The organism is Bradyrhizobium sp. 521_C7_N1_3 (genome assembly GCF_052075975.1).
Classification (GTDB): Bacteria; Pseudomonadota; Alphaproteobacteria; order Rhizobiales; family Xanthobacteraceae; genus Bradyrhizobium; species Bradyrhizobium japonicum.
This window is the reverse complement of the sequence record NZ_CP197232.1, coordinates 7,107,377-7,130,317: the sequence shown is the minus strand read 5'-3', so window position 1 is coordinate 7,130,317 and position 22,941 is coordinate 7,107,377. Positions and strand designations below refer to the sequence as shown.

16 protein-coding genes are annotated in these 22,941 nt (G+C 65.8%); 12 read left to right on the top strand and 4 right to left on the bottom strand.

What is annotated here, in order from left to right:
* The first annotated feature begins 13 nt into the window (after window positions 1–13).
* From AB7008_RS33720 to AB7008_RS33690, 7 genes are all read left to right on the top strand, one after another.
* Window positions 14–1,147 carry an MlaE family ABC transporter permease gene (locus AB7008_RS33720; RefSeq protein WP_304490570.1) on the top strand — a complete coding sequence of 378 codons (1,134 nt, stop codon included), beginning with the start codon at window positions 14–16 and terminating at the stop codon, window positions 1,145–1,147.
* Window positions 1,148–1,149: 2 nt separating this feature from the next.
* Window positions 1,150–1,932 (top strand): ABC transporter ATP-binding protein, encoded by a 783-nt coding sequence (locus AB7008_RS33715; protein WP_028159766.1) that lies wholly within the window; start codon window positions 1,150–1,152, stop codon window positions 1,930–1,932.
* Between the two features lie 16 nt (window positions 1,933–1,948).
* The gene (locus AB7008_RS33710) at window positions 1,949–2,827 is read left to right on the top strand and encodes an MlaD family protein (protein WP_304490569.1); all 879 of its coding nucleotides are present in this window, start codon (window positions 1,949–1,951) and stop codon (window positions 2,825–2,827) included.
* Between the two features lie 219 nt (window positions 2,828–3,046).
* Complete coding sequence (locus AB7008_RS33705; RefSeq protein ID WP_028159764.1) at window positions 3,047–3,223, top strand: DUF3311 domain-containing protein; 177 nt, start codon at window positions 3,047–3,049, stop codon at window positions 3,221–3,223.
* Window positions 3,213–4,703 carry a monocarboxylate uptake permease MctP gene (mctP, locus tag AB7008_RS33700; RefSeq protein WP_304490568.1) on the top strand — a complete coding sequence of 497 codons (1,491 nt, stop codon included), beginning with the start codon at window positions 3,213–3,215 and terminating at the stop codon, window positions 4,701–4,703. The genes AB7008_RS33705 and mctP overlap by 11 nt, the downstream gene beginning before the upstream one ends.
* Window positions 4,704–4,839: 136 nt before the next feature.
* Window positions 4,840–8,391 carry a hybrid sensor histidine kinase/response regulator gene (locus AB7008_RS33695; RefSeq protein ID WP_304490567.1) on the top strand — a complete coding sequence of 1,184 codons (3,552 nt, stop codon included), beginning with the start codon at window positions 4,840–4,842 and terminating at the stop codon, window positions 8,389–8,391.
* Window positions 8,388–9,041, top strand: coding sequence for a response regulator (locus AB7008_RS33690; RefSeq protein WP_212496261.1), 654 nt, complete (start codon window positions 8,388–8,390; stop codon window positions 9,039–9,041). The genes AB7008_RS33695 and AB7008_RS33690 overlap by 4 nt, the downstream gene beginning before the upstream one ends.
* Window positions 9,042–9,117: 76 nt before the next feature.
* Here the strand turns inward: AB7008_RS33690 and AB7008_RS33685 are convergent, their stop codons facing one another.
* On the bottom strand, window positions 9,118–14,829 hold the full coding sequence (locus tag AB7008_RS33685; RefSeq protein ID WP_441260185.1) for a negative regulator of septation ring formation: 5,712 nt from the start codon (window positions 14,827–14,829) through the stop codon (window positions 9,118–9,120).
* Window positions 14,830–15,226: 397 nt separating this feature from the next.
* Here AB7008_RS33685 and AB7008_RS33680 point away from each other — a divergent pair, with 397 nt between their 5' ends.
* Both AB7008_RS33680 and AB7008_RS33675 read left to right on the top strand, forming a co-directional pair.
* Complete coding sequence (locus tag AB7008_RS33680) at window positions 15,227–15,601, top strand: Hpt domain-containing protein (protein WP_441260184.1); 375 nt, start codon at window positions 15,227–15,229, stop codon at window positions 15,599–15,601.
* 166 nt (window positions 15,602–15,767) lie between these two features.
* A complete protein-coding gene (locus AB7008_RS33675) occupies window positions 15,768–16,088 on the top strand; it encodes a 2Fe-2S iron-sulfur cluster-binding protein (protein ID WP_014493954.1) in 321 nt (106 codons plus the stop codon).
* A gap of 15 nt (window positions 16,089–16,103) precedes the next feature.
* Here the strand turns inward: AB7008_RS33675 and AB7008_RS33670 are convergent, their stop codons facing one another.
* Window positions 16,104–16,571 carry an acyl-CoA thioesterase gene (locus tag AB7008_RS33670; protein WP_028159760.1) on the bottom strand — a complete coding sequence of 156 codons (468 nt, stop codon included), beginning with the start codon at window positions 16,569–16,571 and terminating at the stop codon, window positions 16,104–16,106.
* A gap of 181 nt (window positions 16,572–16,752) precedes the next feature.
* Here AB7008_RS33670 and AB7008_RS33665 point away from each other — a divergent pair, with 181 nt between their 5' ends.
* Complete coding sequence (locus AB7008_RS33665; protein ID WP_028159759.1) at window positions 16,753–17,781, top strand: NAD(P)/FAD-dependent oxidoreductase; 1,029 nt, start codon at window positions 16,753–16,755, stop codon at window positions 17,779–17,781.
* A 107-nt stretch (window positions 17,782–17,888) separates the two neighbouring features.
* Window positions 17,889–18,497, top strand: coding sequence for a DUF2147 domain-containing protein (locus AB7008_RS33660; RefSeq protein ID WP_212496258.1), 609 nt, complete (start codon window positions 17,889–17,891; stop codon window positions 18,495–18,497).
* A 195-nt stretch (window positions 18,498–18,692) separates the two neighbouring features.
* Here the strand turns inward: AB7008_RS33660 and AB7008_RS33655 are convergent, their stop codons facing one another.
* A complete protein-coding gene (locus AB7008_RS33655) occupies window positions 18,693–19,793 on the bottom strand; it encodes a hypothetical protein (protein WP_441260183.1) in 1,101 nt (366 codons plus the stop codon).
* Between the two features lie 399 nt (window positions 19,794–20,192).
* On the opposite strand from AB7008_RS33655, the gene AB7008_RS33650 reads away from it, so the two are divergent.
* Complete coding sequence (locus AB7008_RS33650; protein ID WP_212496256.1) at window positions 20,193–20,549, top strand: hypothetical protein; 357 nt, start codon at window positions 20,193–20,195, stop codon at window positions 20,547–20,549.
* Window positions 20,550–20,558: 9 nt separating this feature from the next.
* Here the strand turns inward: AB7008_RS33650 and AB7008_RS33645 are convergent, their stop codons facing one another.
* Window positions 20,559–22,823 carry a TonB-dependent siderophore receptor gene (locus AB7008_RS33645; protein WP_441260182.1) on the bottom strand — a complete coding sequence of 755 codons (2,265 nt, stop codon included), beginning with the start codon at window positions 22,821–22,823 and terminating at the stop codon, window positions 20,559–20,561.
* Window positions 22,824–22,941 lie beyond the last annotated feature (118 nt).

Below are 22,941 nucleotides of genomic sequence, written 5' to 3'. Positions count from 1 at the left end.
GGGAGCGGACACCTTGAGCGGCGATCCGAAGCTGGAACGGATTGCCAAAGGCAACGCGCTGGCACTCTGCGCCACCGGAACCTGGACCGCGAGCTTCGCGCCGGTTCTGGAGCGGATGGTGGCTGACGCCGAAAAGCTCGCCGGCAGTTCGCAAAGCATCTTCATCGACGTCTCCGAGGTCGCCAAGCTCGACACCTTCGGCGCCTGGCTGATCGAACGGCTGCGCCGCAGCCTGACCCAGGGCACCGTCGAGGCGCAGATCGCGGGGCTCTCCGCCAATTATTCGAGCCTCGTGGACGAGGTGCGGCGGGTCAGGGCGACGCCGGTCGTCGACAGCAGCGCGGTCACCATCACCGGCATGCTGGAGCAGATCGGCCGGGCCGTGGCCGGGGTCGCCGGCACGGTTGCGGGCCTCGTCGACATGCTCGGCGCGGTGCTCGCGGCGGGGTTTCGCGTCTTGATCCACCCGCGCTCGTTCCGCCTGACCTCGACCGTGCACCACATGGAGCAGGTCTGCTGGCGCGCGGTGCCGATCATCGTGCTGATCACGTTCCTGATCGGCTGCATCATCGCCCAGCAGGGCATTTTTCATTTCCGCAGGTTCGGCGCCGACATCTTCGTCGTCGACATGCTCGGCGTGCTGGTGCTGCGCGAGATCGGCGTCCTCCTAGTCGCGATCATGGTCGCGGGTCGCTCGGGCAGCGCCTACACGGCCGAGCTCGGCTCGATGAAGATGCGCGAGGAGATCGACGCGCTGCGCACGATGGGTTTCGACCCGATCGAGGTACTGGTGCTGCCGCGCATGCTGGCGCTGGTGCTGGCGCTGCCGATCCTTGCCTTCCTCGGGGCCATGGCGGCGCTTTATGGCGGCGGCCTCGTCGCCTGGCTCTATGGCGGCGTCGATCCCGAAGCCTTCCTGCTGCGCCTGCGCGACGCCATCTCGATCGACCATTTCATCGTCGGCATCGTCAAAGCACCGGTGATGGCCGCCGTGATCGGCATCGTCGCCTGCGTCGAGGGGCTCGCCGTGCAAGGCAGCGCGGAATCGCTCGGACAGCACACCACGGCCTCCGTGGTGAAGGGCATCTTCTTCGTCATCGTCATGGACGGCGTGTTCGCCATCTTCTTCGCCTCGATCGGAATGTGACGATGGCGCAAGAAACTCAAGACGCGATTCAAGATCCGATTATCCGCGTCCGCGACATTACGGTGCAGTTCGGCGCGACGCGCGTGCTCGATGGCCTCAACCTCGACGTCAAGCGCGGCGAAATCCTCGGCTTCGTCGGCCCATCCGGTGCCGGCAAGTCGGTGCTGACGCGCACCATCATCGGCCTCGTTCCCAAGGTCGCGGGCTCCATCGAGGTGTTTGGCGTCGACCTCGATTCCTCCAGCACCGCGCAGCGCCGCAGCGTCGAGCGCCGCTGGGGCGTGCTGTTTCAGCAGGGCGCGTTGTTCTCCTCGCTGACCGTGCGGCAGAACATCCAGTTCCCGATGCGCGAATATCTCCGGGTCTCGCAGCGGCTAATGGACGAGATCACCCTGGCCAAGCTCACCATGGTCGGGCTCAAGCCGGAAGTCGCGGATCGCTTTCCCTCGGAACTGTCGGGCGGCATGATCAAGCGCGTGGCGCTGGCGCGCGCGCTGTCGCTCGATCCCGATCTCGTGTTCCTCGACGAGCCGACCTCGGGCCTCGATCCGATCGGCGCCGGCGATTTCGACGAGCTGGTCAGGACGCTCCAGCGTACTTTGGGCCTGACCGTTTTCATGGTAACGCACGACCTCGACAGCCTTTACACAGCCTGCGACCGCATCGCCGTTTTAGGGAACGGTAAGATCATTGCGGCAGGGTCGATCGCCGACATGCAGGCCTCGCAGCATCCCTGGCTGAGACAATATTTCCACGGCAAGCGCGCCCGTGCGGTGATGGGCTGAGGTGCCGGAGTAGCTGATGGAAACGCGGGCCAATTACGTACTGATCGGATCATTCACGCTGGCGGTGATCGCCGCGGCGATCGGCTTCGTGCTGTGGTTCCAGTCGCTGCACACCACCAAGCAGCGCAGCCCCCTGCGTGTCGTGTTCGAGGGCCCGGCGGCGGGCCTGCGCAACGGCGGTAGCGTCAATTTCAACGGTATCCGGGTAGGTGAGGTGGTCTCGGTGAAGCTCGATAACCCGCGGCGGGTTGTCGCACTCGCCATGGTCGAGAACAACACCCCGCTCCGCAAGGACACCTTGGTCGGCCTCGAATTCCAGGGCCTCACCGGCGTCGCCGCGATCTCGCTCAAGGGCGGCGAGGAGGCGGCACCTCCGCCGCCGCTCGACGAGGACGGCATCCCGTCGCTGACGGCCGATCCCAACAAGCTCCAGGACGTCACCGAGGCGATCCGCGGCACGCTCCAGAACATCAACAAGATCGTCGCGGACAATCAGGAGTCGGTGAAGAACTCGCTGAAGAACCTCGAGACCTTCACCAATTCGCTCGCGCGCAACTCCGAGAAGATCGACGTCGTCATGGCCAAGGTCGACGGCGTCATGCACAAGGCCGACAGCCTCATGCTCGGTCTCAACACGCTCGCCGGCGGCAAGGACGGCGGCGAGCTGTTCCAGGCGGTGAAGTCGATCCGCGAGCTGGCCGAGGATTTCGACAAACGCTCCGGTGCATTGATGACCGACGGCCGCCGCACGCTCGGCGACATCAGCCGCGCTGTGAACAATTTCGACCGCAACCCGACCCGCGTGCTGTTCGGCGCCAGCAACAGCGCCCCGGCCGCCGCGCCGCCGGCCGAACCGCCGAGGGCGGCGCCGGCCGCGAGCGGCAGGCGGCAGTAGCGGCGCCTCCGCCGCCATCCCATCATCGAACGCATCGGTTCATCGGCACGGCGCCATCGTGGTGTCGTGCGCGTTCGTGCGTTCCCGGGCCGCGATACGAAAGTATGGGGGTCTGGCCGCGCCAAGGTAGGGGAGGGGGCGGCCGTCGTTGTCGGCTATATCGCGCTCAAGGCGCGCTTCAAGCAGAGCGCGTCGTTTCACTCACAGGGGAGAGAGCGCGTGGTACGTCTGTTGCTGCTGTTGCCGTTCATCGGGCTGATGATCGTGCCGTTCTACAATGTCCGGGAGCCCCATCTGTTCGGCTTCCCCTTCTTCTACTGGTATCAGCTCGCCTGGGTGCCGCTGACCTCGCTGCTCACCTACATCGTCTACAGGAGCGTGCCTCGTGCTGATTGATGTCGATAGCGCGGCGTTCGCCGTATTTCTCGCACTGTTCATCCTCGTCACCGGCATGGGCTTTGTCGCCTCGCGCTGGCGCAAGCCGGAGACGCTCGCCCATCTCGACGAGTGGGGCCTCGGCGGCCGCAAGTTCGGGACCTGGATCACCTGGTTCCTGGTCGGCGGCGATTTCTATACCGCCTACACGGTGATCGCCGTTCCGGCGCTGGTCTATGCGGTCGGTGCCTACGGATTCTTCGCGCTTCCCTACACCATCATCGTCTATCCGTTCGTGTTCGCGGTGATGCCGGTGTTGTGGAAGGTCGCCAAGGAGCGTGGCTACGTCACCGCGGGCGACGTGGTGCGCGGTGCTTACGGTTCACGCGGGCTCGAGCTTGCGGTCGCTGCAACCGGCGTGCTCGCGACGATGCCCTACATCGCGCTTCAGCTCATCGGCATGGAGGTGGCGATCAAGGCGCTGGGGCTGCACGGCGAGGTGCCGCTCGTTCTCGCCTTCCTGGTGCTGGCACTCTACACCTATTCGTCGGGCCTGCGCGCACCCGCGCTGATCGCTTTCGTCAAGGACATCATGATCTACATCGTGGTGATCGCCGCGATCGCGATCGTGCCCTCGAAGCTCGGCGGCTACGGCGCGATCTTCACCGCGGCGGATGCGGCCTTTGCGGCGAAAGGCTCGGGCGGCATCCTGCTGTCGCCGGCGCAGATCGTACCCTACGCCTCGCTGGCGCTGGGCTCGGCGCTCGCGGCCTTCATGTACCCGCACACGCTGACCGGCATCTTCGCCTCCTCAGGCGGCAACACCATTCGCAAGAATGCGATGCTGCTTCCGGCCTACACGCTGCTGCTCGGCCTGCTCGCGCTACTGGGCTACATGGGCCATGCCGCGGGCCTGAAGCTCGCGAGCAACAACGACGTTGTGCCGGAGCTGTTCAAGACGCTGTTTCCAAGCTGGTTCGCAGGCTTCGCGTTCGCCGCCATCGCGATCGGCGCGCTCGTTCCGGCGGCCGTCATGAGCATCGGTGCGGCCAATCTGTTCACCCGCAACTTCTGGAAGGTGTGGGTCGATCCGAAGGTGACGCCGGCGGGTGAGGCGAAGGTCGCCAAGATCACCTCCATGCTGGTGAAGGTGGGCGCATTGCTCGCGATCCTGCTGATGCCGACGCAGTTCGCGCTCGACCTGCAGCTGCTCGGCGGTCTCTGGATCCTGCAGACGCTGCCGGCGCTGGTGTTCGGCCTGTATCTGAACTGGTTCTCGAGCACCGCGCTCCTGGCCGGCTGGGCCGTCGGCCTTGCAGGCGGATCGTGGCTCGCCTGGTCGGACGGGCTGAAACCGCTGCACGGCATCGACTTCGGCGCCGGCAAGGTCGCGATCTACACCGGGGTGCTGGCGCTCGCGCTCAACATCGTGGTCGCCGTCGTGGTCAACCTCGTGCTCAAGGGCCTACCGCAGGCGCGGCTGTCGCGCGAGGCGGCCTGAGGTCAAGCTCCAAGCGGCGGCCGGACATCCGGCCGCCGGACTTGAAAAGTGCCTTCCATGCGATTGAAAACGCTCTAGTATCCGCCCGCTTCGGCCGCTCGTCGCGGGCGATCAGACGGTCTCGAGTGAGGATGTCTTGCAGGCGTGGTTCGTTCTCGCGGTCGCGGCTGGCTATGTGACCACGCTGTTCCTGATTGCCTGGTGGGGCGATCGGCGGAGCGTCGACGGGCCGCTGGTTTCGCCCAAATCCTGGGCCGCCGCGATCAGCTACTGCCTGACGCTTGCGGTCTACAACACCTCCTGGAGCTTCTACGGGTCGGTCGGTCGTGCCGCCACCAGCGGGTTGGACTTCGTCACGATCTATGTCGGCCCGACGCTGGTGCTGTTGTTCGGCCAGCCGCTTCTGTCCAAGGTGATTGCAATCGCCAAGGCCCAGAACGTCACCTCGATCTCGGACTTCATCGCCGCCCGCTACGGCAAGAGCCAGGGGCTCGCCGCCTTCGTGACGCTCGCATCCCTGCTCGGCGTACTTCCCTATATTGCGCTTCAGCTCAAGGCCGTCGGCAAGAGCTTCGACTATCTGATCCTCCAGCCGGAGCGGGCAGGCGGTGAATCGCTCCGGTTCTGGCAGGACTCGGCGTTCGGCGTCGCCGCGTCGATGGCGCTGTTCGCGATCGTGTTCGGCGTCCGGCATGTCCACGCCAGCGAGCATCATCGCGGGCTGATGCTTGCGATTGCCTTCGAGAGCGTCGTCAAGCTGGTCGCATTCCTGATCGTCGCGCTGTTCGTGCTGTTCGGCCTCTCCGGTGGGCCGGTCACTCTGCTGTCGCAGTTCCAATCGGACCCGCAATTGGCGGCGATATTGACCTTCGACCCAACGCAGCCGGTTTGGCCTTCGACGATCCTCATCTCGGCGATTGCCTTCCTGTGCCTGCCGCAGGCGTTTCACGTCGCGGTCGTCGAGAACGAGGCGCCGAGCCACACGCACACCGCGGCGTGGCTCTACCCGACCTATCTGGCGCTGTTCAGTCTGCTGATCCTGCCGATTGCCGCGGCAGGGCTCGCCAGATTCGGTGCGATGATGGACCCCGACACCTACGTCATCTCGCTGCCGGTTGCGGCGGACGCGACCACCGTCAGCCTGATCGCCTTTCTGGGCGGACTGTCGGCCGCCACCGGCATGGTGATCATGACCTCCGTCGCGCTGAGCACCATGCTGTGCAACGACGTCATCATGCCGCTCGTGCTGCGCTCGCGCTTCTTCGGCCTGCGCGCGCAGAGCCAGCCGGTGACCTCGATGCTGGTGGCGGTGCGCCGGCTGTCGATCCTCGGCATCCTGCTGCTCGCCTATCTGGTGCACCGCCTGGTCAACCAGACCTATCCATTGACCGTGATTGGTCTTCTGTCGTTCGTCGCGGTCGCGCAATTCGGTCCGGCGTTCGTCGGCGGCCTGTTCTGGCAACGCGCGAACAAGACCGGCGCGTCGATCGGGATCGCAGTCGGATTTTTCGTCTGGGCCTATACGCTGTTGCTCCCATCGGCCGCGCCGCTCTGGCCCGCGATCGAGGAGATTATTCGCCAGGGCCCGTGGCGGCTTGCCTGGCTCAAGCCCAATGCGTTGTTCGGCCTCGAGGGGCTCGACCCGATCTCGCATGCCACTTTGTGGAGCCTTACGGCCAACTTCGTCTGTTTCCTGGCATTCTCGGCGCTTGGGCGGCAGTCGACCGTCGAGCGCAACCAGGCCGCGGCGTATGCCGATGGCGTCGTGCGCGAGATGGTCCCGAAGCTGTCCTCGCGCGTGCTGGTCCGTCTCGACGATCTCCGCGCGCTGGCGCTGCGTTTTGTCGGTGTGGAGCGGGGCTCCGCGGCCTTCGACAGTTACCGCGCTTCCCGCACGACCGGCGCCGGGCCGCGCCTCGATCCGTCGGGCCTCGTCGATCTCGACTCGATCCGCTTCACGGAGAACCTTCTCGCCGGCGCAATCGGCGCGGCGTCGGCGCGCGTGGTGATCGCAGCTTCGCTGGAAGGGCACTCGCTATCGCGACGGGAGGCGATGGCGATGCTGGACGAGGCGTCCGAGGCGTTGCGCTTCAACCGCACCCTGTTGCAGAGCACGCTCGAAAGCGTGCCGCAGGGGATCTGTGCGTTCGACGCCGATTTCAACATCACGGCCTGGAACGGCCGTTTCATCGCGCTGCTGGACCTGCCACCGGACTTCGTGCGTGTCGGCCTTCCCTTGGCGGAGCTGATCGTCTTCAACGTCGAGCGCGGCGAATATGCCGCCTCCGAGTTCGCCGCGCTCCTGGTCAATCGTGACGTCGCCACGCAGAGCTGGCCCTATCTGTACGAGCGCAAGCGGCCGGACGGCACCGTGCTCGAGATCGTCTACGATCGCGTCGCGGAGGGAGGCTACGTCTCGACCTACACCGATGTAACCGAGCGGCACCGCGCGGCGGAAGCCCTGCGGCGGGCCAATGAGGATCTCGAGCTGCGCGTCCGCGAGCGCACCGAGGCGCTCGAGCAGGCGAAGGCGGAGGCCGAGCAGGCCAATCTCGACAAGACCCGTTTCCTGGCGGCCGCCAGCCATGATCTGCTGCAGCCGCTGAACGCCGCGCGGTTGTTCCTGTCCGCGCTCGACGAGAGTCTGCATGCCTCGTCGCAATCGGGCGACGCCGACAAGGAACGAACCCTGGCGGGCAGCGCGATCACGGCGCTGCGCTCGACCGAGCATGTGCTCGACAGGCTGCTCGACATTTCCTCCTATGATGCCGGTGCCGTTCGCGCCGAGCCGTTCGAATTTCCGATAGCGGATCTTCTCGTGCAGTTGAACGTGGAGTTCTCGGCAATGGCGCGCGAACGTGGGCTCGCGCTGCGTGTCGTCGATTGCAGCATCGCCGTGCACAGCGATCCGCATCTGTTGCGGCGGATCTTGCAGAACCTGCTGTCGAACGCGCTGCGCTATACGCGCAAGGGCCGCATTCTGCTCGGCTGCCGGCGACGCGGCGGTGATCTGCGCATCGAGGTCTGGGATACCGGCGTCGGGATCGCCGCCGAGGACCAGAAACGGATATTCGAGGAGTTCCATCGCCTGGCGCCCGGATCGGAGAAGGGCCTGGGCCTCGGCCTTGCGATCGTGGATCGTGTCTCGCGGCTGCTGGGCCACGCCGTCGACGTCCGATCGCGGCCGGGACGCGGCTCGTGCTTTGCCGTCACGGTGCCGCTGGCGCGCGGAGCGGGGACTCCGCTTCAGCGCAAGCCGGCGAGCGTGGCGCCGGCAGTGGCAGAGCGTGCGATGACGATCCTGTGTCTCGACAACGACGCGACCATTCTCGACGGCCTCACGGCTCTGCTGGGCGGCTGGGGGCACCATGTGCTGGTCGCTGCAGACGCCGACGGCGCGATGCTGGCCGCCGCTGCCAGTCCGCCGGATGTCGTGCTGCTCGACTACCACCTCGACGGCGGTCGCAGCGGCTTGGACTTTCTCGACGATCTCAGGCAGAAGTCGGGTCGCGACGTCCGCGCGCTGATCGTCACCGCTGATCGCAGCGAGGCGGTGCGCAAGGAGGCGAGGGCGCGCGGCTGCGAGATCCTGTCGAAGCCGGTCAAGCCGGCGGCGCTGCGGCGCTTCCTCGGCGGCGAGGCCCTGAGCCGGCAGTTCGGTGCGAAACAGAGGACATCGTCGGCGTGACCATGCGCATCCTCATCGGTGACGATCACCCACTGGTACAGGCCGCCTTGCGCAGCGCGCTCTCGAGCGTGCTGCCCGACCTCGAGATCGTCGCCTGCCAGTCGCTCGACGAGGCGTTGGGCGTGCTGTCGGCCCAGTCCGACGAGATCGACCTGATCCTGTGGGACCTGACGATGCCGGGCATCCAGGGATTTGCCGCGCTGTTCATCCTGTCGGCGCAGTTCCCGACGGTGCCGGTCGCGATCATCTCGGCGCGGCAGGACGCCGCCACCATCCGACGCGCCATTGCCTATGGCGCATCCGGCTACATCCCGAAATCGCTCGGCCTGCCCGAGATGGCGGACGCCATTACGCGCATCCTCGCCGGTGAAATCTGGATGCCGCCCAATATCGGCGGTCGGGGCTCGATCCAGAGCGCGGACGTCGAGCTCGCCGCGCGAATGGCCTCGCTGTCGGCGCAGCAGCTGCGCATTCTCGCGATGATCGTCGAGGGCAAGCTCAACAAGCAGATCGCGGGCGAGCTCGACATCGCCGAACAGACGGTGAAGGGCCATGTCTCGACGATCCTGCGCAAGCTCGGCGTCGGCTCGCGTACCCAGGCCGCCGTCCTTGCCGAGCGGCTGTCGTTCGGCCAGCCCGGGGGCAATTGAGCCGTCGACATCCAAACGAAAACGGAGGCCGTGAGGCCTCCGTTCTCATTCGCCGTTCGTTGTCGCTACGGGCTGATCACCCGAGCCGGCCCGCCGCGTGTGCGAGCAGGGTGTAGACCAGGCCCGTCTCCGAGGTCAGGTGGCTGCGCAGCTCCTGCGGACCACGGCCGTCGCGGGCGACTTCGTCGAGCAGGCGCTCGAACTCGGCGACGTAGCGGTCGACCGTGCCCTTGAAGTTGCGGTCGGAGCGGTACTTGCGGGCGACCTCGTCAAAGGCCTTCTGGCCGGCGGGCGTGTAGAGGCGCTTGGTGAAGGCCTTGTTCTCGCCGCGCTGGTAGCGGTCCCACATCTCGGCGGCGAGGTTGCGGTCCATCAGGCGGCCGATGTCGAGCGACAGCGACTCCAGCGGATTGCTGCTGCCACCCTGCGGAGCCTGCGGCTGCGGCGCAGGTGCAGCGCGGCCACGCGGGGCCTCACGTCCGGTCGGAGCGCCCTGGTTGGCGTCGGTGCGGTTCAGGAGGTCCGACAGCCAGCCGTCGCGGCCCTGGTCGTTGTTCGCGGGCGCGACCGGCGGCGCTTCGGTGCGGCGCGAGGCGGCGGGCATGCCGAGGTCCGGCGGCGGCAGCGTCGAGGCGCTGCCGGTGTCGCGGGCGCGGGTCTCGGTGGTGCGCGCGCCGACGGCCGCCAGCAACGGCTCTTCCTGGCGCTGCGTGCCGGCGCGGCCCGCCGTGGAGACGTCGAGGCCACGGCCATGCTGGGCCACGATGCGGTTGAGCTCGGCGAGGGCCTCGATCTGGTCGACGATCACCTTGCGCATCTGCGCAGTGCTCTCGGCGGCCTCCTGCGGCATCTCCAGCACGCCGCGGCGCAGCTCGTTGCGGGTGGCTTCGAGCTCGTTGTGCATCTCGAACGCCATCTGCTTCATGCTGGAGACGAGGTTGGTGAACTTCTCGGTCGACTGCTTGAACATCGTATCCGCCTCGTCGGTGGTCTGGCGGTAGATGTCGTGCATGGCCTCGATGGTCTGGCGGTGCTCCTCCTCGGACGCCACGCGCACCGCCTCGAACTGGCGGGTGATCGCGGCGGAACCTGCGCCGGCGGTCTCCGCGACGACGCGGGCGATGTCGCGGGCACGCTCTTCGGCGGCGGCCAGCGATTCATCGAGCAGGCCAGTGAAGCGCGACAGACGCTGGTCGAGATCGGCCGTGCGCAGGTCGATGGTCGTGACGAGCGATTCCAGCGCCTGCTTGCGTTCGGCGAGGGAAGCGGTGGTGTTCTTGTTGCTCACCTCGACCACCTGCGCGGCCTCGACCAGCGCCTTGCCGTGCGCGTCGAACTGGGTCGACAGCTCGCCGAGGTCCTGCAGCGCCCGCGTGGTCTTCGTATTGAAGACGTTGAGCTGGTCTTCCAAGTTCTGCGTCGCAGCGCCGTTGCGCGAGGTGACGTCGTTCATCGCCGAGACGAAGTCGGCGACGCGCGTCACCAGCGCCCGCTCGAGCGAGTTGAGGTTGTCGTGCGCACCGGTCAGCACCTCCTGGAGCAGGATGTTGCCTTCGCGCAGACGCTCGAACAGGGCCACCGTGTCGGTACGCAGGATCTTGCTGGTCTCCTGCATCTCGGTGACGGCCGCGATCGAGACCTGGCGCGACTGGTCGATCGCCGAGCGGGAGGCCTGCTCGAGGTCCTTGAGCGACTTGCCGACCGCGCCGGTGGCCATCTCGCTCGCCGCGTTGATGGTGCGTGCGACTTCGGAGCCGTTGCCCATCATCGTCTGCGAGAACGCATGGCCGCGCGTCTCGATCGACTTCAGCGCATCCGAGGTGACGCGGTCGATGTCGAGCGTGAGCTGGCTGGTCTTCGAGCCGATCGCGTCGACCAGCGCGCCGCGCTTGGCGTCGATCATGTTCGACAGACGGTCGGCCTGCTGCTGCACGTAGGTGACGATCTCGTCGGTCTTGCCGGTCATGGCCTGGCCGAAGCTGCTGCTGGCGGCGAGCACCGAACGCTCGACGTCGGCCGAGCTCGACTTGACGCGCGAGCTTGCCTCGTTGGAGGCGCTGATCAGCGCGTTCTGGGCGTTGAGCGCGCTGGTCTGGATGTCGTTGGTGGCGTTGGTCGTGGCCGTGCTCAATGCGCGCTCGATCTCGGTCGAGATCGTGCGGATCTGGCTCGCGGCATCCGCCGACGTCGACGTCAGCGAGGTCTGCGCCTCTCGCGCGCTGTTGAGGATGGTCGAGGCGGTGTCGGCGCCGACCGAGGTCAGCGTGCGCTCGATGTCCGTGGTCAGCGACTTGATCTGGCTTGCCGCATCCGTCGAGGCGGTGATCAGCGTGCCCTGGGCCTCGCGCACGCCGCTGGTGAGCGCCTCGATGGTGGCGCCGCCGGCGGTCGCCAGCGCGCGCTGCATCTCGGCCGCCAGCGAACGGACCTGGCTGGTCTGTTCGGCCGAGACGGAGAGCAGAGTGCTCTGGGCGTCGCGGGCGCTGGTCGTGATCGTCTCGGCGGTCGACTGGCCGACCTGCGAGAGCGACCGATGCACTTCGACCGCGAGCGACTTGACCTGGGTCGCGGCATCCGAGGACGCGTTGACGAGCGTGGTCTGGGCTTCGCGGGCGCCGGTCATGATGGTCTCGGCCGTCGAGGTGCCGGCCATCGAGAGCGAGCGCTGCACGTCCGAGGACAGCGCCTTGATCTGGTTGGCGGTCTCGGTCGAGGCGGCAATCAGCGCACTCTGCGCGTCGCGGGCGCCGGCGGTGATCGATTCCGCCGTGGTGGCGCCGGCCAGCGACAGTGAACGCTGCACGTCGGCGGTGAGGGTCTTGACGTGGTTGGCCGCGTCCGACGACGCCGTGACGAGCGTGGTCTGCACCTCGCGGGCGCCGGCCAGGATCGAGGCTGCGGTGGCAGAACCGGCCGCCGAGAGCGTGCGTTCGACGTCGACCGCGAGCCCCTTGATCTGGTTGGAGGCATCGCCCGAGGCCGCGACCAGGGTCGACTGAGCCTCGCGGGCGCTGCTCAGGATCGAGTTCGCAGCACCGGTGCCGACCGCGGTCAGCGCGCGCTCGACCTCGGTGGAGGTCATCTTGAGCTGGGCGTTGACGTCGGAGGAGACCGTCATCAGCGACTGCTGGGCGGTGCGCGCACCGGTCTGGATCGTTTCGCTGGTGTTGACGACGAGGTTGGTGAGCGAGCGCTCGGCGTCCTCGACATGCGAGCGGATCGCGGTCGAGATCATCTCGGCACGGGACATCATGTCCTCGCTGGCCTGACGGCCGCTGCTCTCGATGCGGCCGGCGACGGCTTCGACACGCGAGCCGAGCAGGTCCTCGAACTGCGCCACGCGCACGTCGATGTCGTTGGCGACCGAGCCGACCTTGGTCTCGATGGCCTGGTGAATGTCCTGGAAGCGCGCCGTGACCGTGTCGGTCAGGTGCGTGCTGCGGCCGTCGATCATCTCGGCGACGCCGGTGATGCGGCGGTCGACCGCCTCGATCGCCTGCGCGGTGCCGTCCGTGAGCGTCGAGGTCAGGAGGGTGAGGCGCGTGTCGATCGACTGCACGGCCTGCGAGGCGCCGTTCGTCACCGCAGTCGTCAGGTAAGTGAGGCGCGTGTCGATGGATTCGAGCGCCTGCGAGGCGCCGCCCGAGAGCGTCGTCGTGAGGTGCGTCAGCCGCGTATCGATCGACTGGATCGTCTGCGATGCGCCATCGGTGAGCGAGGTCGCGAGATGGTTGAGGCGCGTATCGATCGTCTCGATGGCCTGCGATGCGCCGTCAGTGAGCGACGTCGTGAGGTGAGTGAGGCGGGAGTCGATCGACTGGATCGCCTGCGCGGCACCATCGGTCAGCGACGAGGCGAGGGTGTTGAGGCGTCCGTCGATGGTTTCGGTCACCGACTTGGCGCGGGTGTCGAACGACTCTTCGAGCGCGGCGACGCGGCCGACGAGCTGGTCGTCGAAGGTCTTGATGTGACCTTCGATCGTGCCGTCGAGGCTGACGATCTTGTCGTTCAGCGAGGCGTCGAGGTTGGTGACACGTTCGCCGACCGTGGTCTCGAACTGCACCAGGCGCTGGTCGAGCACGGCCGTGATCGCCCCGCCGTTCGAGGTGAAGCGGGTATCGAAATTGTCGACATAGGTCTTCAGGCTCTCGGCGATGTCCTGGGTGCGCTGGCCCATGCGATCGACGATCTCACCGCCGAACGTCTTCACGGTGCGGTCGAACTCGGAGATGTGGCGGGTGATCAGCGCGCCGAGCGTGCCGGAGTCGCGGGCGAACTTCTCGACCAGCTCGGTGCCCTGGTTCTTCACCAGCTCGTCGAACGCGCTCATCTGCAGCGACAGCGAGTCGTGCGCGGTCTCGGTCTGGCTGACGACCTTGGCGACGAGGGTGTTGACGGTGGCGTCGAGCGCCTCGCTCGCCTTGTCGCCGGAGTTCATGATGTGGCCGGCGAGCCGGTTGCCGGCATCGTCGATCTTGGCGGAGAGGTCGTTGGAGCGCAGCTCGAGCTCGAGCAGCAGCGAGTCCGACGAATTCTTCAGGCTGTCGTGCACCTGCTCGGTGCGCTCGGAGATGCCGTCGACGATGGCGGCGGAGCGCTGCTCGAACTCGCCGGTGATGCGGTCGATGCGCTCGTTCAGCATCTCGTGGACGCGGTCGGCGAGGTCGACGAACTCGTCGTGGACGTGGCCGGTCTTGAAGTTGAGGCTGGTGGTCAGCCGCTCGCTGGCGTCGAGCACGGCGCGCGTGGTCTCGTTGCTGGCCTCCTCGAGGCGGTCGAGCAGGTCGCCGCCGCGCTCGCCGAGCGCGAGGATCATGTTGTCGCCGGCGTTGCTCAGGGCGCCCGTGATGTGGGCGCCGCGCTCTTCCAGCGCGCCGGTGATGCTCTTGGCGACCTCGTCGACGCGCGAGGCGATCGCGTCCGAGATCAGCGCGATGTCGTGGCGCAGGTCGATCTGCACGCCGGAGATGGCGCTGCGGACCTGCTCGGCCTGGCCGACCAGATTGTCGCGCTGGTGCGCGATGTCCTGGAGCAGAGAGCGGATGCGGACTTCATTGTCGGAATAGGCGCGTTCGAGCGCCGCAACCTCGTTGGCGACGAGCGTCTCGAGCTCGCCGGCGCGCGCGATGGCGCGCTCGATGCCGTCGCCCATCGCCGCGACCTCGCGGCGGATGGCCTGGCCGACGGTGACCATGGAATCGGACGCCGAGCCCTCGGGCTCGGAGAAGCGGATCGCGACCTGCGCCATCGCCTGCGCGATCATGCGCATTTCCTGGCCGCGCCAGACCAGGCTCGCCAGGAAGTAGAACAGCATGATCGGCGCGAAGAACATCGCGATCAGGCCGGCGATGACGAGCACGCCGCCGCTCTGGCCCATGGCGGCCTGGATCGAGGGCAGGAAGCCGACGGTGAGCGCGGCGCAGGCTGCGAGCCAGACGCCGGCGAAGATGGTGGCGAAGGTGTAGACGCTGCGGGCAGGGCGGCCCTTCTGAAGCGCCTGAAGCAACTGGCCGATGGTCTCGCGGTCGTCGTTGGCGGCGCGGCGCGAGGTGCGCGGCTCCTCGATCGTATCGAACACGGTGGCGCGCTCGTTGGCGGCAGGACGCGGCTCGAAGGTCGGCTCGTCGAAGATCGGGGGAGCCGGCGGCCCCACCGGAGCCGACGTTTCGTTGCGCATCGAGGCGTTGCGGCTGGTGTCCGCGGCCGTGTCGCTGATGTTCAGGGCTTCCTGGATCGCAGAAAGCGCAACTTCTGTGGGGTCTTTGACCTTCTTCGGAGTGTTCGCCATGTTCAGTCCGAGCCCTCGTTACTTGTACGCATCCCCCCGCGAGCCCTGCGCGCGCTACGCAAGCCCACAGACCGGATCATGCCGCTTGCGCGGATTCCGAGCCGTCCCCACCCGGACGGCTTGTCCGCCAATTTCCGCAACATCCTATTGGTAGAGCGTCGCGAATGAAATGCCCGGGATTAAGACAATCTTAATCATCGTTAACAGGATAGCGCCGTAACGCCTTAGCAATAAATGGAATTCTCCACTGGACTCGCCGGATTGCGGCAACTTTTCGTCAATAACCGGGCGGATTTACGTAAAACGGCCCAAACACTTCGTTAACCATTTCCATGCTTCGGTGGGGGCAACCTGACCGCCGGATCGGCGGACACCGCGCGATGCCGGGGCCTGCGCCATGACGCCTGAATTGCAACGGATGGACTGGATGCCTTCGCCCCCGCTTGCACCCATCGACAGCCCGCTCGACCTTGATCACCTCTCGCGCATGACGCTCGGGGACACTGAGCTGGAACAGGAAGTGCTCGCGATGTTCGCCGAGCAGGCGGTCCGCCTGGTTGCGGCGATGGCAGCCGTGCCGGCCGAGGCTGGCGCACTCGCCCACAAGCTCAAGGGCTCCGCGCGTGGAATCGGCGCCTTTGCGGTGGCCGATGCCGCGGCCAGCCTGGAGATCGCGGTCCGGACCGGCCATGGCCAGCCCCACGCCTTCGCCGCGCTGAAAGAGGCGGTGACCGAGGCTCGCGCCGCCATCGAGGCTATCCTGAAGCCCTAGGCCGACAGGGCTAGAAACCGCGCTCTAGTCTTTTGTTTTGACGCGTTTTCTTCCCGCGAAGCGGGATTCACGTCGCTTCAAAACCCTATGGCGCCGGGCGGATCGACCCGTTATAGGACAGCCCGGACCCTCCTTCATTCGCAACATCGCGGCAGCACGAGCACACATGGCCAAGATTAACTTTGTCGACCACAAGGGCGAAACCCGTACGGTGGAAGTCGAGAACGGCGCGACCGTGATGGAAGCCGCCATCCGCAACAGCATTCCCGGCATCGAGGCCGAATGCGGCGGCGCCTGTGCCTGCGCGACCTGTCACGTCTATGTCGACGAAGCCTGGCGCGAGAAGGTCGGCAGCCCGACGCCGATGGAAGAGGACATGCTCGATTTCGGTTTCGACGTGCGCCCGAACTCGCGGCTGTCCTGCCAGATCAAGGTCTCCGACGAACTCGACGGGCTCGTCGTGGCGACGCCGGAACGGCAGGCCTGACCGTCCCTCACTATATTAGGTGCTCGGCGGCGCGACCTCGATACCGCGCTTGTGCCAGGGCCTGAGCTTCTCGATGATCTCAGCGGTGAGCGGTGCGGGCCGCCGCGTCGCCTCGTCGAGCATGACGCCGACCGACATCGCCGATGCGATGCACTTTCCTTCCGAAAACACCACCTGTTCGAAGGTCACCGACGTCCGTCCGAGCTTGACCACGCCGAGGCCGAGCTCGATCTTGTTCGGCCAGTGCAGCTCGGCGCGGAAATGGATGTCGAGCCGCACCATGATCCAGGCGAGGCCCGGCGGCGTCAGCCCGTATTCCGGGCTCTTCATCAGCGTGACGCGGCCGGTCTCGAAATAAGTGGCGTAGACCGCGTTGTTGACGTGCTGGTTCGGATCGAGATCGCCGAAGCGGACATTGTCGCCGAGACGATAGGGATAGTCCTCCAGCCGTGGCGTCGTATCGAGGCGGCTTGGTGCGTTCACCGATTGATCTCCGTCATATCGCATCCCGTTACAGCCCAGTTATCCTGACCCGGCAAGTGGGCGCGGCTGCGGGGTGCTCCCGCTTTTATGCCTTCCCTGATCCATCCCCGTTGGCTAGACAGGCAGGGTCACTTCTGCCTCCGGGCGCCGTCCAACCGATAACGATCGATAAAGAGACGACATGAGCGACGTGATCAAAACCGATGTGCTGATTATTGGCGCCGGCCCCTGCGGTCTGTTCGCCGCCTTCGAGCTTGGCCTTCTCGACATGAAGGCGCATTTCATCGACATCCTCGACAAGGTCGGCGGCCAGTGCGCCGAGCTCTATCCGGAAAAGCCGATCTACGACATTCCCGGCATTCCGCACGTTTCGGGGCAGGGCCTCACCGACGCGCTGATGGAGCAGATCAAGCCGTTCCATCCGACCTTCCATCTCGGCGAGATGGTGGAGACGGTGGAGAAGATCGGCGATCCCTTGTTTCGCTGCACCACCGACGCGGGCAAGGTGTTCGAATGCAAGGTGGTGGTGATCGCGGCCGGCGGCGGTTCGTTCCAGCCCAAGCGCCCGCCGGTGCCGGGCATCGAGGCCTATGAAGGCACCTCGGTGCACTACGCCGTGCGCAAGATGGAGGCGTTCCGCGACAAGAGCGTTCTGATCGTCGGCGGCGGCGATTCCGCGCTCGACTGGACGCTCAATCTGCATCCGCTCGCCAAGCGCATCACGCTGCTGCACCGGCGCGACGATTTTCGCGCCGCGCCTCACAGCGTCGAGCAGATGCGCGCGCTGGTGGCCGACGGAAAGATGGATCTGCGGCTCGGGCAGGTCACCGCGCTGTCCGGCGCCGAGGGCAAGCTGACCGGCGCCACCGTCAAGGGCAACGACAACAGCGTGAGCGAAATTTCCTGCGATACCATGCTGCCGTTCTTCGGGCTGACCATGAAGCTCGGTCCGGTCGCGAACTGGGGCATCGCGCTGGAGAACAATCTGGTGCCGGTCGAGACGTCCGCGTTCGAGACCAACGTATCCGGCATCTTCGCCATCGGCGACATCAATACCTATCCCGGCAAGATCAAGCTGATCCTGTGCGGCTTCCACGAGGGCGCGCTGATGTCGCAAAAAGCCCATCGCTACGTCTATCCGGAGAAGCGGCTCGTGTTCCAGTACACGACCTCGTCCTCCAGTCTGCAGAAGAAGCTCGGTGTCAACTGACGGCACCGGGTTCGGCAGGCAATGCCCTATGTTTCTGGTGCTGGAACCGTTCGCGAAATCGCCGTAGTCTGCGGCCATTGCAGTGGCGGCTTAGCAAGGTGATCATAATGCGGACTCTCTTTTCCAGCTTTCGGTTGCTCTCGCTCCTCGCGCTCGCTGTTGCGGTGACGCCAGGTGCGGTGAAGCCGGCTGCCGCACAGGCGCAGCAGCCAACCGCCGCCGGTCTTTGGCAGAAGATCGAGGACGGCAAGACGGTGGGATGGTTTCTCTTCGTCGACCACAACGGCATCTTCGAAGGCGTGATCGCAAAAACCTTTCCGCGCCCCGGCGACGACCCGAACGAGGTCTGTGCGAAGTGCACGGATGATCGCAAGAACGCGCCGGTGCTCGGGCTCTCCTTCATCCGCGACATGAAGCGCGAGGGCTTGAAGTATGACGGCGGCAACGTGGTCAATCCGCGCGACGGCAACATCTGGAAGGCCAAGATGTCGGTCAGCCCGGACGGGCAGACGCTGACCATGCGCGGCTTCCTCGGCATTTCCCTGTTCGGCAAGGACGAGACCTGGACGCGTCTTCCCGACGCCTACATCGCCCAGGTCGATCCTGCCATCGTCGCCAAATATCTCCCCGCACAGGCCGCGGCGACGACGAAGCCTGCGCCTGCGGCCGCGGCGAAGAAGGGCGGCGCCATGATGGCGCCGGCGCCGAAGCAGTAGGCTCGCCGTCGGCCGTTGTCGCCGTCGCGGTTGTTGCCTCACACGTCGCTGTCATTCCCCGCGAAGGCGGGGAATCCAGTACGCCGCGGCCTCTCTGTATTCTCGCGCTGCCTCTGGAATACTGGATCGCCCGATCAAGTCGGGCGATGACAGCTGAGTTTCTAGTGATGCGCTCGCAATGACGGGGAGAGACCGTCAATACGTCCGTGCCTTCTTGCAAGGCGCGTAGAACGTGCCGTTGCCGGCGACGACCCGCTCGAGGCATTGCCGGGGATCGGTGATCTCGCCGTCGACCTGGAAATAATAGGCCTGCGATCCCAGGCTCAGGACGTAATGTCCCGGCGCAAGCTCAAGCCCTGAATCGCCGGTGTGAAGCTCGTACATCTCGGGCTTCCCCGGGATCGGCGACACCCGGAACGGATAGGAGAAGTTTCGGATCACCCCGACATCTTCTCCGCCGCCCAGATTCTTGCCTGCAGCATCGGTCGAAAACTCCCTGGCGATCTTGGCGACGACCCGAACCTCGACGCGCTCCGGGATCGCGTTCGCGGCGTCCCGCCGAAACACGATGAACTTGACGCGGCCGTTCGGCAGATGCGGACGATCGGGCTTCTTGAACTCCGGTGAAATCGCGATGCGCATGTCCGGCGCCATCACGCCGGTCGCATTCAACTCCGCCAGCGATTTGTCGTCGATCAATGCGTAGATGCCGTAGTCGGTTGGCAATATGCGCGTCGGAGGAGGCGGGGCGGGGGCGACCATCTCCGGCTTGGCGACCGTGATCGTCGTCTCCGGCTTGGGCGATACCTGAGCGATCTCCTGGGCCTGGGACGAAATCTGCCGGCGCAGCGCGGCGATGTTGTCTCGCTGCGAGACGATCAGGATGACTGCGCCAACGGCAAGCAGGATGGCCGCCGTACGCTTGATCACCGGTAGGAGCGGGCCCGAGATCGCAGGCAGCTTGTTGCGGGATATCTCGATCCTCGATCGCAAAACGGTCGCGTCGCCGGACACCAGAAGACCGCCTGTCTCAGTCGCCTTTGACGACGCGAGCTGTTGTGACGGCAGGCGCTCCAGCGGCGCCTGGTCGCGCGAGAATTTTTCGACCTCCTCGATTGCGACCTCGAGCGCCCGCTTCATCTGGTCGATATTCCTGGCGTCGGCGTAGGTGAACTGCTCCTGGAGCTTGTAGCGGGCAAGGTCGTAGACCATCTGCCGCCTGGCTTCCGCGTCGTCCTTCACCGTTTCGAGCATGCGCGAAATCACGAGCGCAAACTGCACTTCGCTTGCGGGCAAGTCGGTCGAATCCTGCTGGCCAGGAAGCAACTCTCTCGAACTCATAGCGCTGACGGTCCAATGCCAGTCACGCCAACACCTGATTTCTCTAATTGAAACAGTTGATTAAACGATGCGGCCCGCGTCCGCGGCCGTTTCGTACACGTCCTCGCGGAACAAGGAAAGCCTCCAAAGCGGCTGCGGCAAATTGCCGACGCGTTGGACATGCAGGACGTGCGCGCCGGCCGGGGCAACACCGTGCGGCCGTAGTTCTCCGGAATGCGCGCTGGCGCCGGATTTGCATAGCTGTCGCAAAGCCGCTGGGGAGCGAGTCGCCGTCTCCACGCCTGCCGCCATCGTGCGGAAGGCGGACGGCGGTGTTTGTCCCTCGCGGCGCTGATTGCGATCCGCGGAGACGATATGCGACTTGCCAGACTATGTGCGGCGGCGCTGCTGGGGCCAATGGCGCTGCTTGCGACCTCGGCGCTGGCGCGCGACGACGGCCGCTACGCCAACTCGCCGCTAAAGCCCTGGTTCGAGAGCCTGCACAGCCAATACGGGCAATGCTGCTCGGATGCCGACGGCTACGTCATAGCCGACGTCGACTGGGAATCCGATCGCGGCCACTACCGCGTGCGCATCGACGACGAGTGGGTCGCCGTGCCAGACGGTGCCGTGATCACCGAGCCGAACAAGATCGGTCGCACCATGGTATGGAAGCACTATGTCGACGGCCATCCACGCGTGCGCTGCTTCATGCCCGGCAGCATGACCTAGCGGTCGTGGCTAGAATTTGTACGTCACGCTGCCGAGCACCGTGCGGCCGATACCGAGAAAGCAGTCGCCGCGCGCCAGGCACGTGGTGACGTGACGCTTGTCGAAGAGATTGCTGGCATTGACCTGAAGCCGCCAGGAACCGGTCTCGTAACGAACCATGGCGTCGAACAGCGTGTAGTCGGGTGTGCGGAGCGTGTCGGTGCCGTCCCAGGAGGTGCCGATGTAGCGCACGCCGCCACCGAGCGTGACCCCGGGCAAGCCGAGCAGGGACAGGCGGTACTTCGCCCAGAGCGAGGCCTGGTGATCCGGCACGGTCTCGACATGCTTGCCGGAATTGTCGCCGCTTTCCACGCGGGCATCGAGATAGGTATAGGCGCCGATCAGGTCGAGCTCCGGCGTGACGCGTGCAAGCACCTCGAGCTCCGCGCCGCGGATGCGCACCTTCCCGGTCTGGATCGAGAAGCGGTCATCATTGGGGTCGCTGGCCAGCCGATTCCGTTCGGTGGTGTCGAAGATCGCGCCGTTGATCGCATCGCCCGGTGTCGGATTGTACTTGAAGCCGAGCTCCACCATCTCGCCGCGCTGCGGCGCGCACACCGTGGCGCAGACGCCGCTGCCGAACACCGGGTTGAACGACTGCGCATAGGTCACGTAAGGCGTGACGCCGAACGGCAGCTCGTACATCAGCGCGGCGCGGCCGGTAGTCGCCTGGTAGTTTTCGACCGGCGAGCCCTGCGTGTCACTGGTGACGTAGTCGTGGCGCAGCCCAAGCACGGCGAGCCACGGTCCGAGGCGCAACTGGTCCTGAGCGTAAAGACCGAGCTGGGTCTGGCGCAGATCCGGTTCGGGAGACATCGTCGGCGCGGGTACGCCGCGGTAGACCGGGGCATAGAGATCGAACGGCGTCGGGTCTGTGGTGAAGCCCGATTGCGCGTGTTCCCTGAACTCACGGTAATCGGTGCCGAACAACACTTTGTGTGCGACCGGTCCGGTGTGCAATTTCAGCTCGGCATTGCTGTCCGAGGTCAGGTTGTCCTTGACCGTCTCGCGGCTCCATACGCTGCGCGCCACGGTGCGTCGGCTGGCATCGAGAAATGGATAGTTCGGATCGCTTGGATCGACGAAGTTCAGGTCCGGCCATGTCGACCGGTAGATGCCCTCGACATGGGCGTAACGCAGGTTTTGCCGGATCTTCAGGGTGTCGCTGAAGCTGTGCTCGAACAGGCTGCTGATCGCGCCGGTCTCGGTCTGGTACTTGTCGAAGCCGGGCTCGCCGGCGAAGCGCTGCACCGGAATGTAGCCGTTGGGTCCGGCAAACAATGTGCCCTCATGCGGAAGGAAGGCCGTGGAGGATCCCGTGGTGTCCTTCTGATAGGTGCCGAGCACCGTCCAGCTGGTGTTGTTGGTCGGCCGCCAGGTCAGTGACGGCGCGAGCACGATGCGATCGTCCTTGACGTAGTCGGTCTGGGTGTTGCTGTCGCGGAACACGCCGATGAAGCGATAGAGCCACTCGCCGTCCTTGGTCAGCTTTCCCGTGGAGTCGAGCTGCACCTGTTTACGGTTGAAGCTGCCATATTGCACGCCGATCTCATTGGCGGATTCGGCCTGCGGGCGCTTCGAGATCAGGTTCAACAGGCCGGCGGTCGAGGTGTCGCCGTAGAGCACGGAAGAGGGGCCGCGCAAGACCTCGATGCGCTCCAGCGTGTACGGCTCCGGCCGCCATTCGTTGAAGTTGTTGGTGTTCACCATGCGGGTGCCGTCGAGATAGATATTCGGGTCCTGGCCGCGGATGCGCGGATAGTCGCCGCGCGAGTCCGCGCCGTAGGCGTCGGCGAACACGCCGGGGACATAGCGCAACGCCTCCTGAACGGTGGTCGCGCCCTGGTCGATGATGCGGTCGGCGGTGACCACGCTGATCGATTGTGGCGTCTCGCGCAGCGGCGTGTCGGTCTTCGTGCCGGTGCCGCTGCGGGTCGCGACGTAGCCGCGGACGGGGCCTGTCGCGGTCTCCGCGCCCGTGCTCGCGCCGGCCGCCTGTGTATCGGCGTTCGATGGTGCGCGCTCGGCCTGACGACGGCGGCTTGCCGCCTGTGCGGCCTGACGGGAGCGAGATGGACGTGTGCGCGCCGCCGGCCGCGACGATTGCTCGACCACGACGGCGGGCAATTCCTGCGTCGATGACTGCGCCTCGGCCGGCGCCGCATCCATCAAGCCTGCCAACAGCGGCAGCGCGCTGCCGATCAATCTTGCCGTCGTTCTGAGATATGTAGTCATTCGCGACCCCATCATTTGCGGGGCGGACGACTAACAAGCGTAGTCGATGGCTTGAAGAGCGGGAGGGGCGCAATGGTCCCTCAATCATCAGATTTGGAATTAGTATTCATATAAGTAG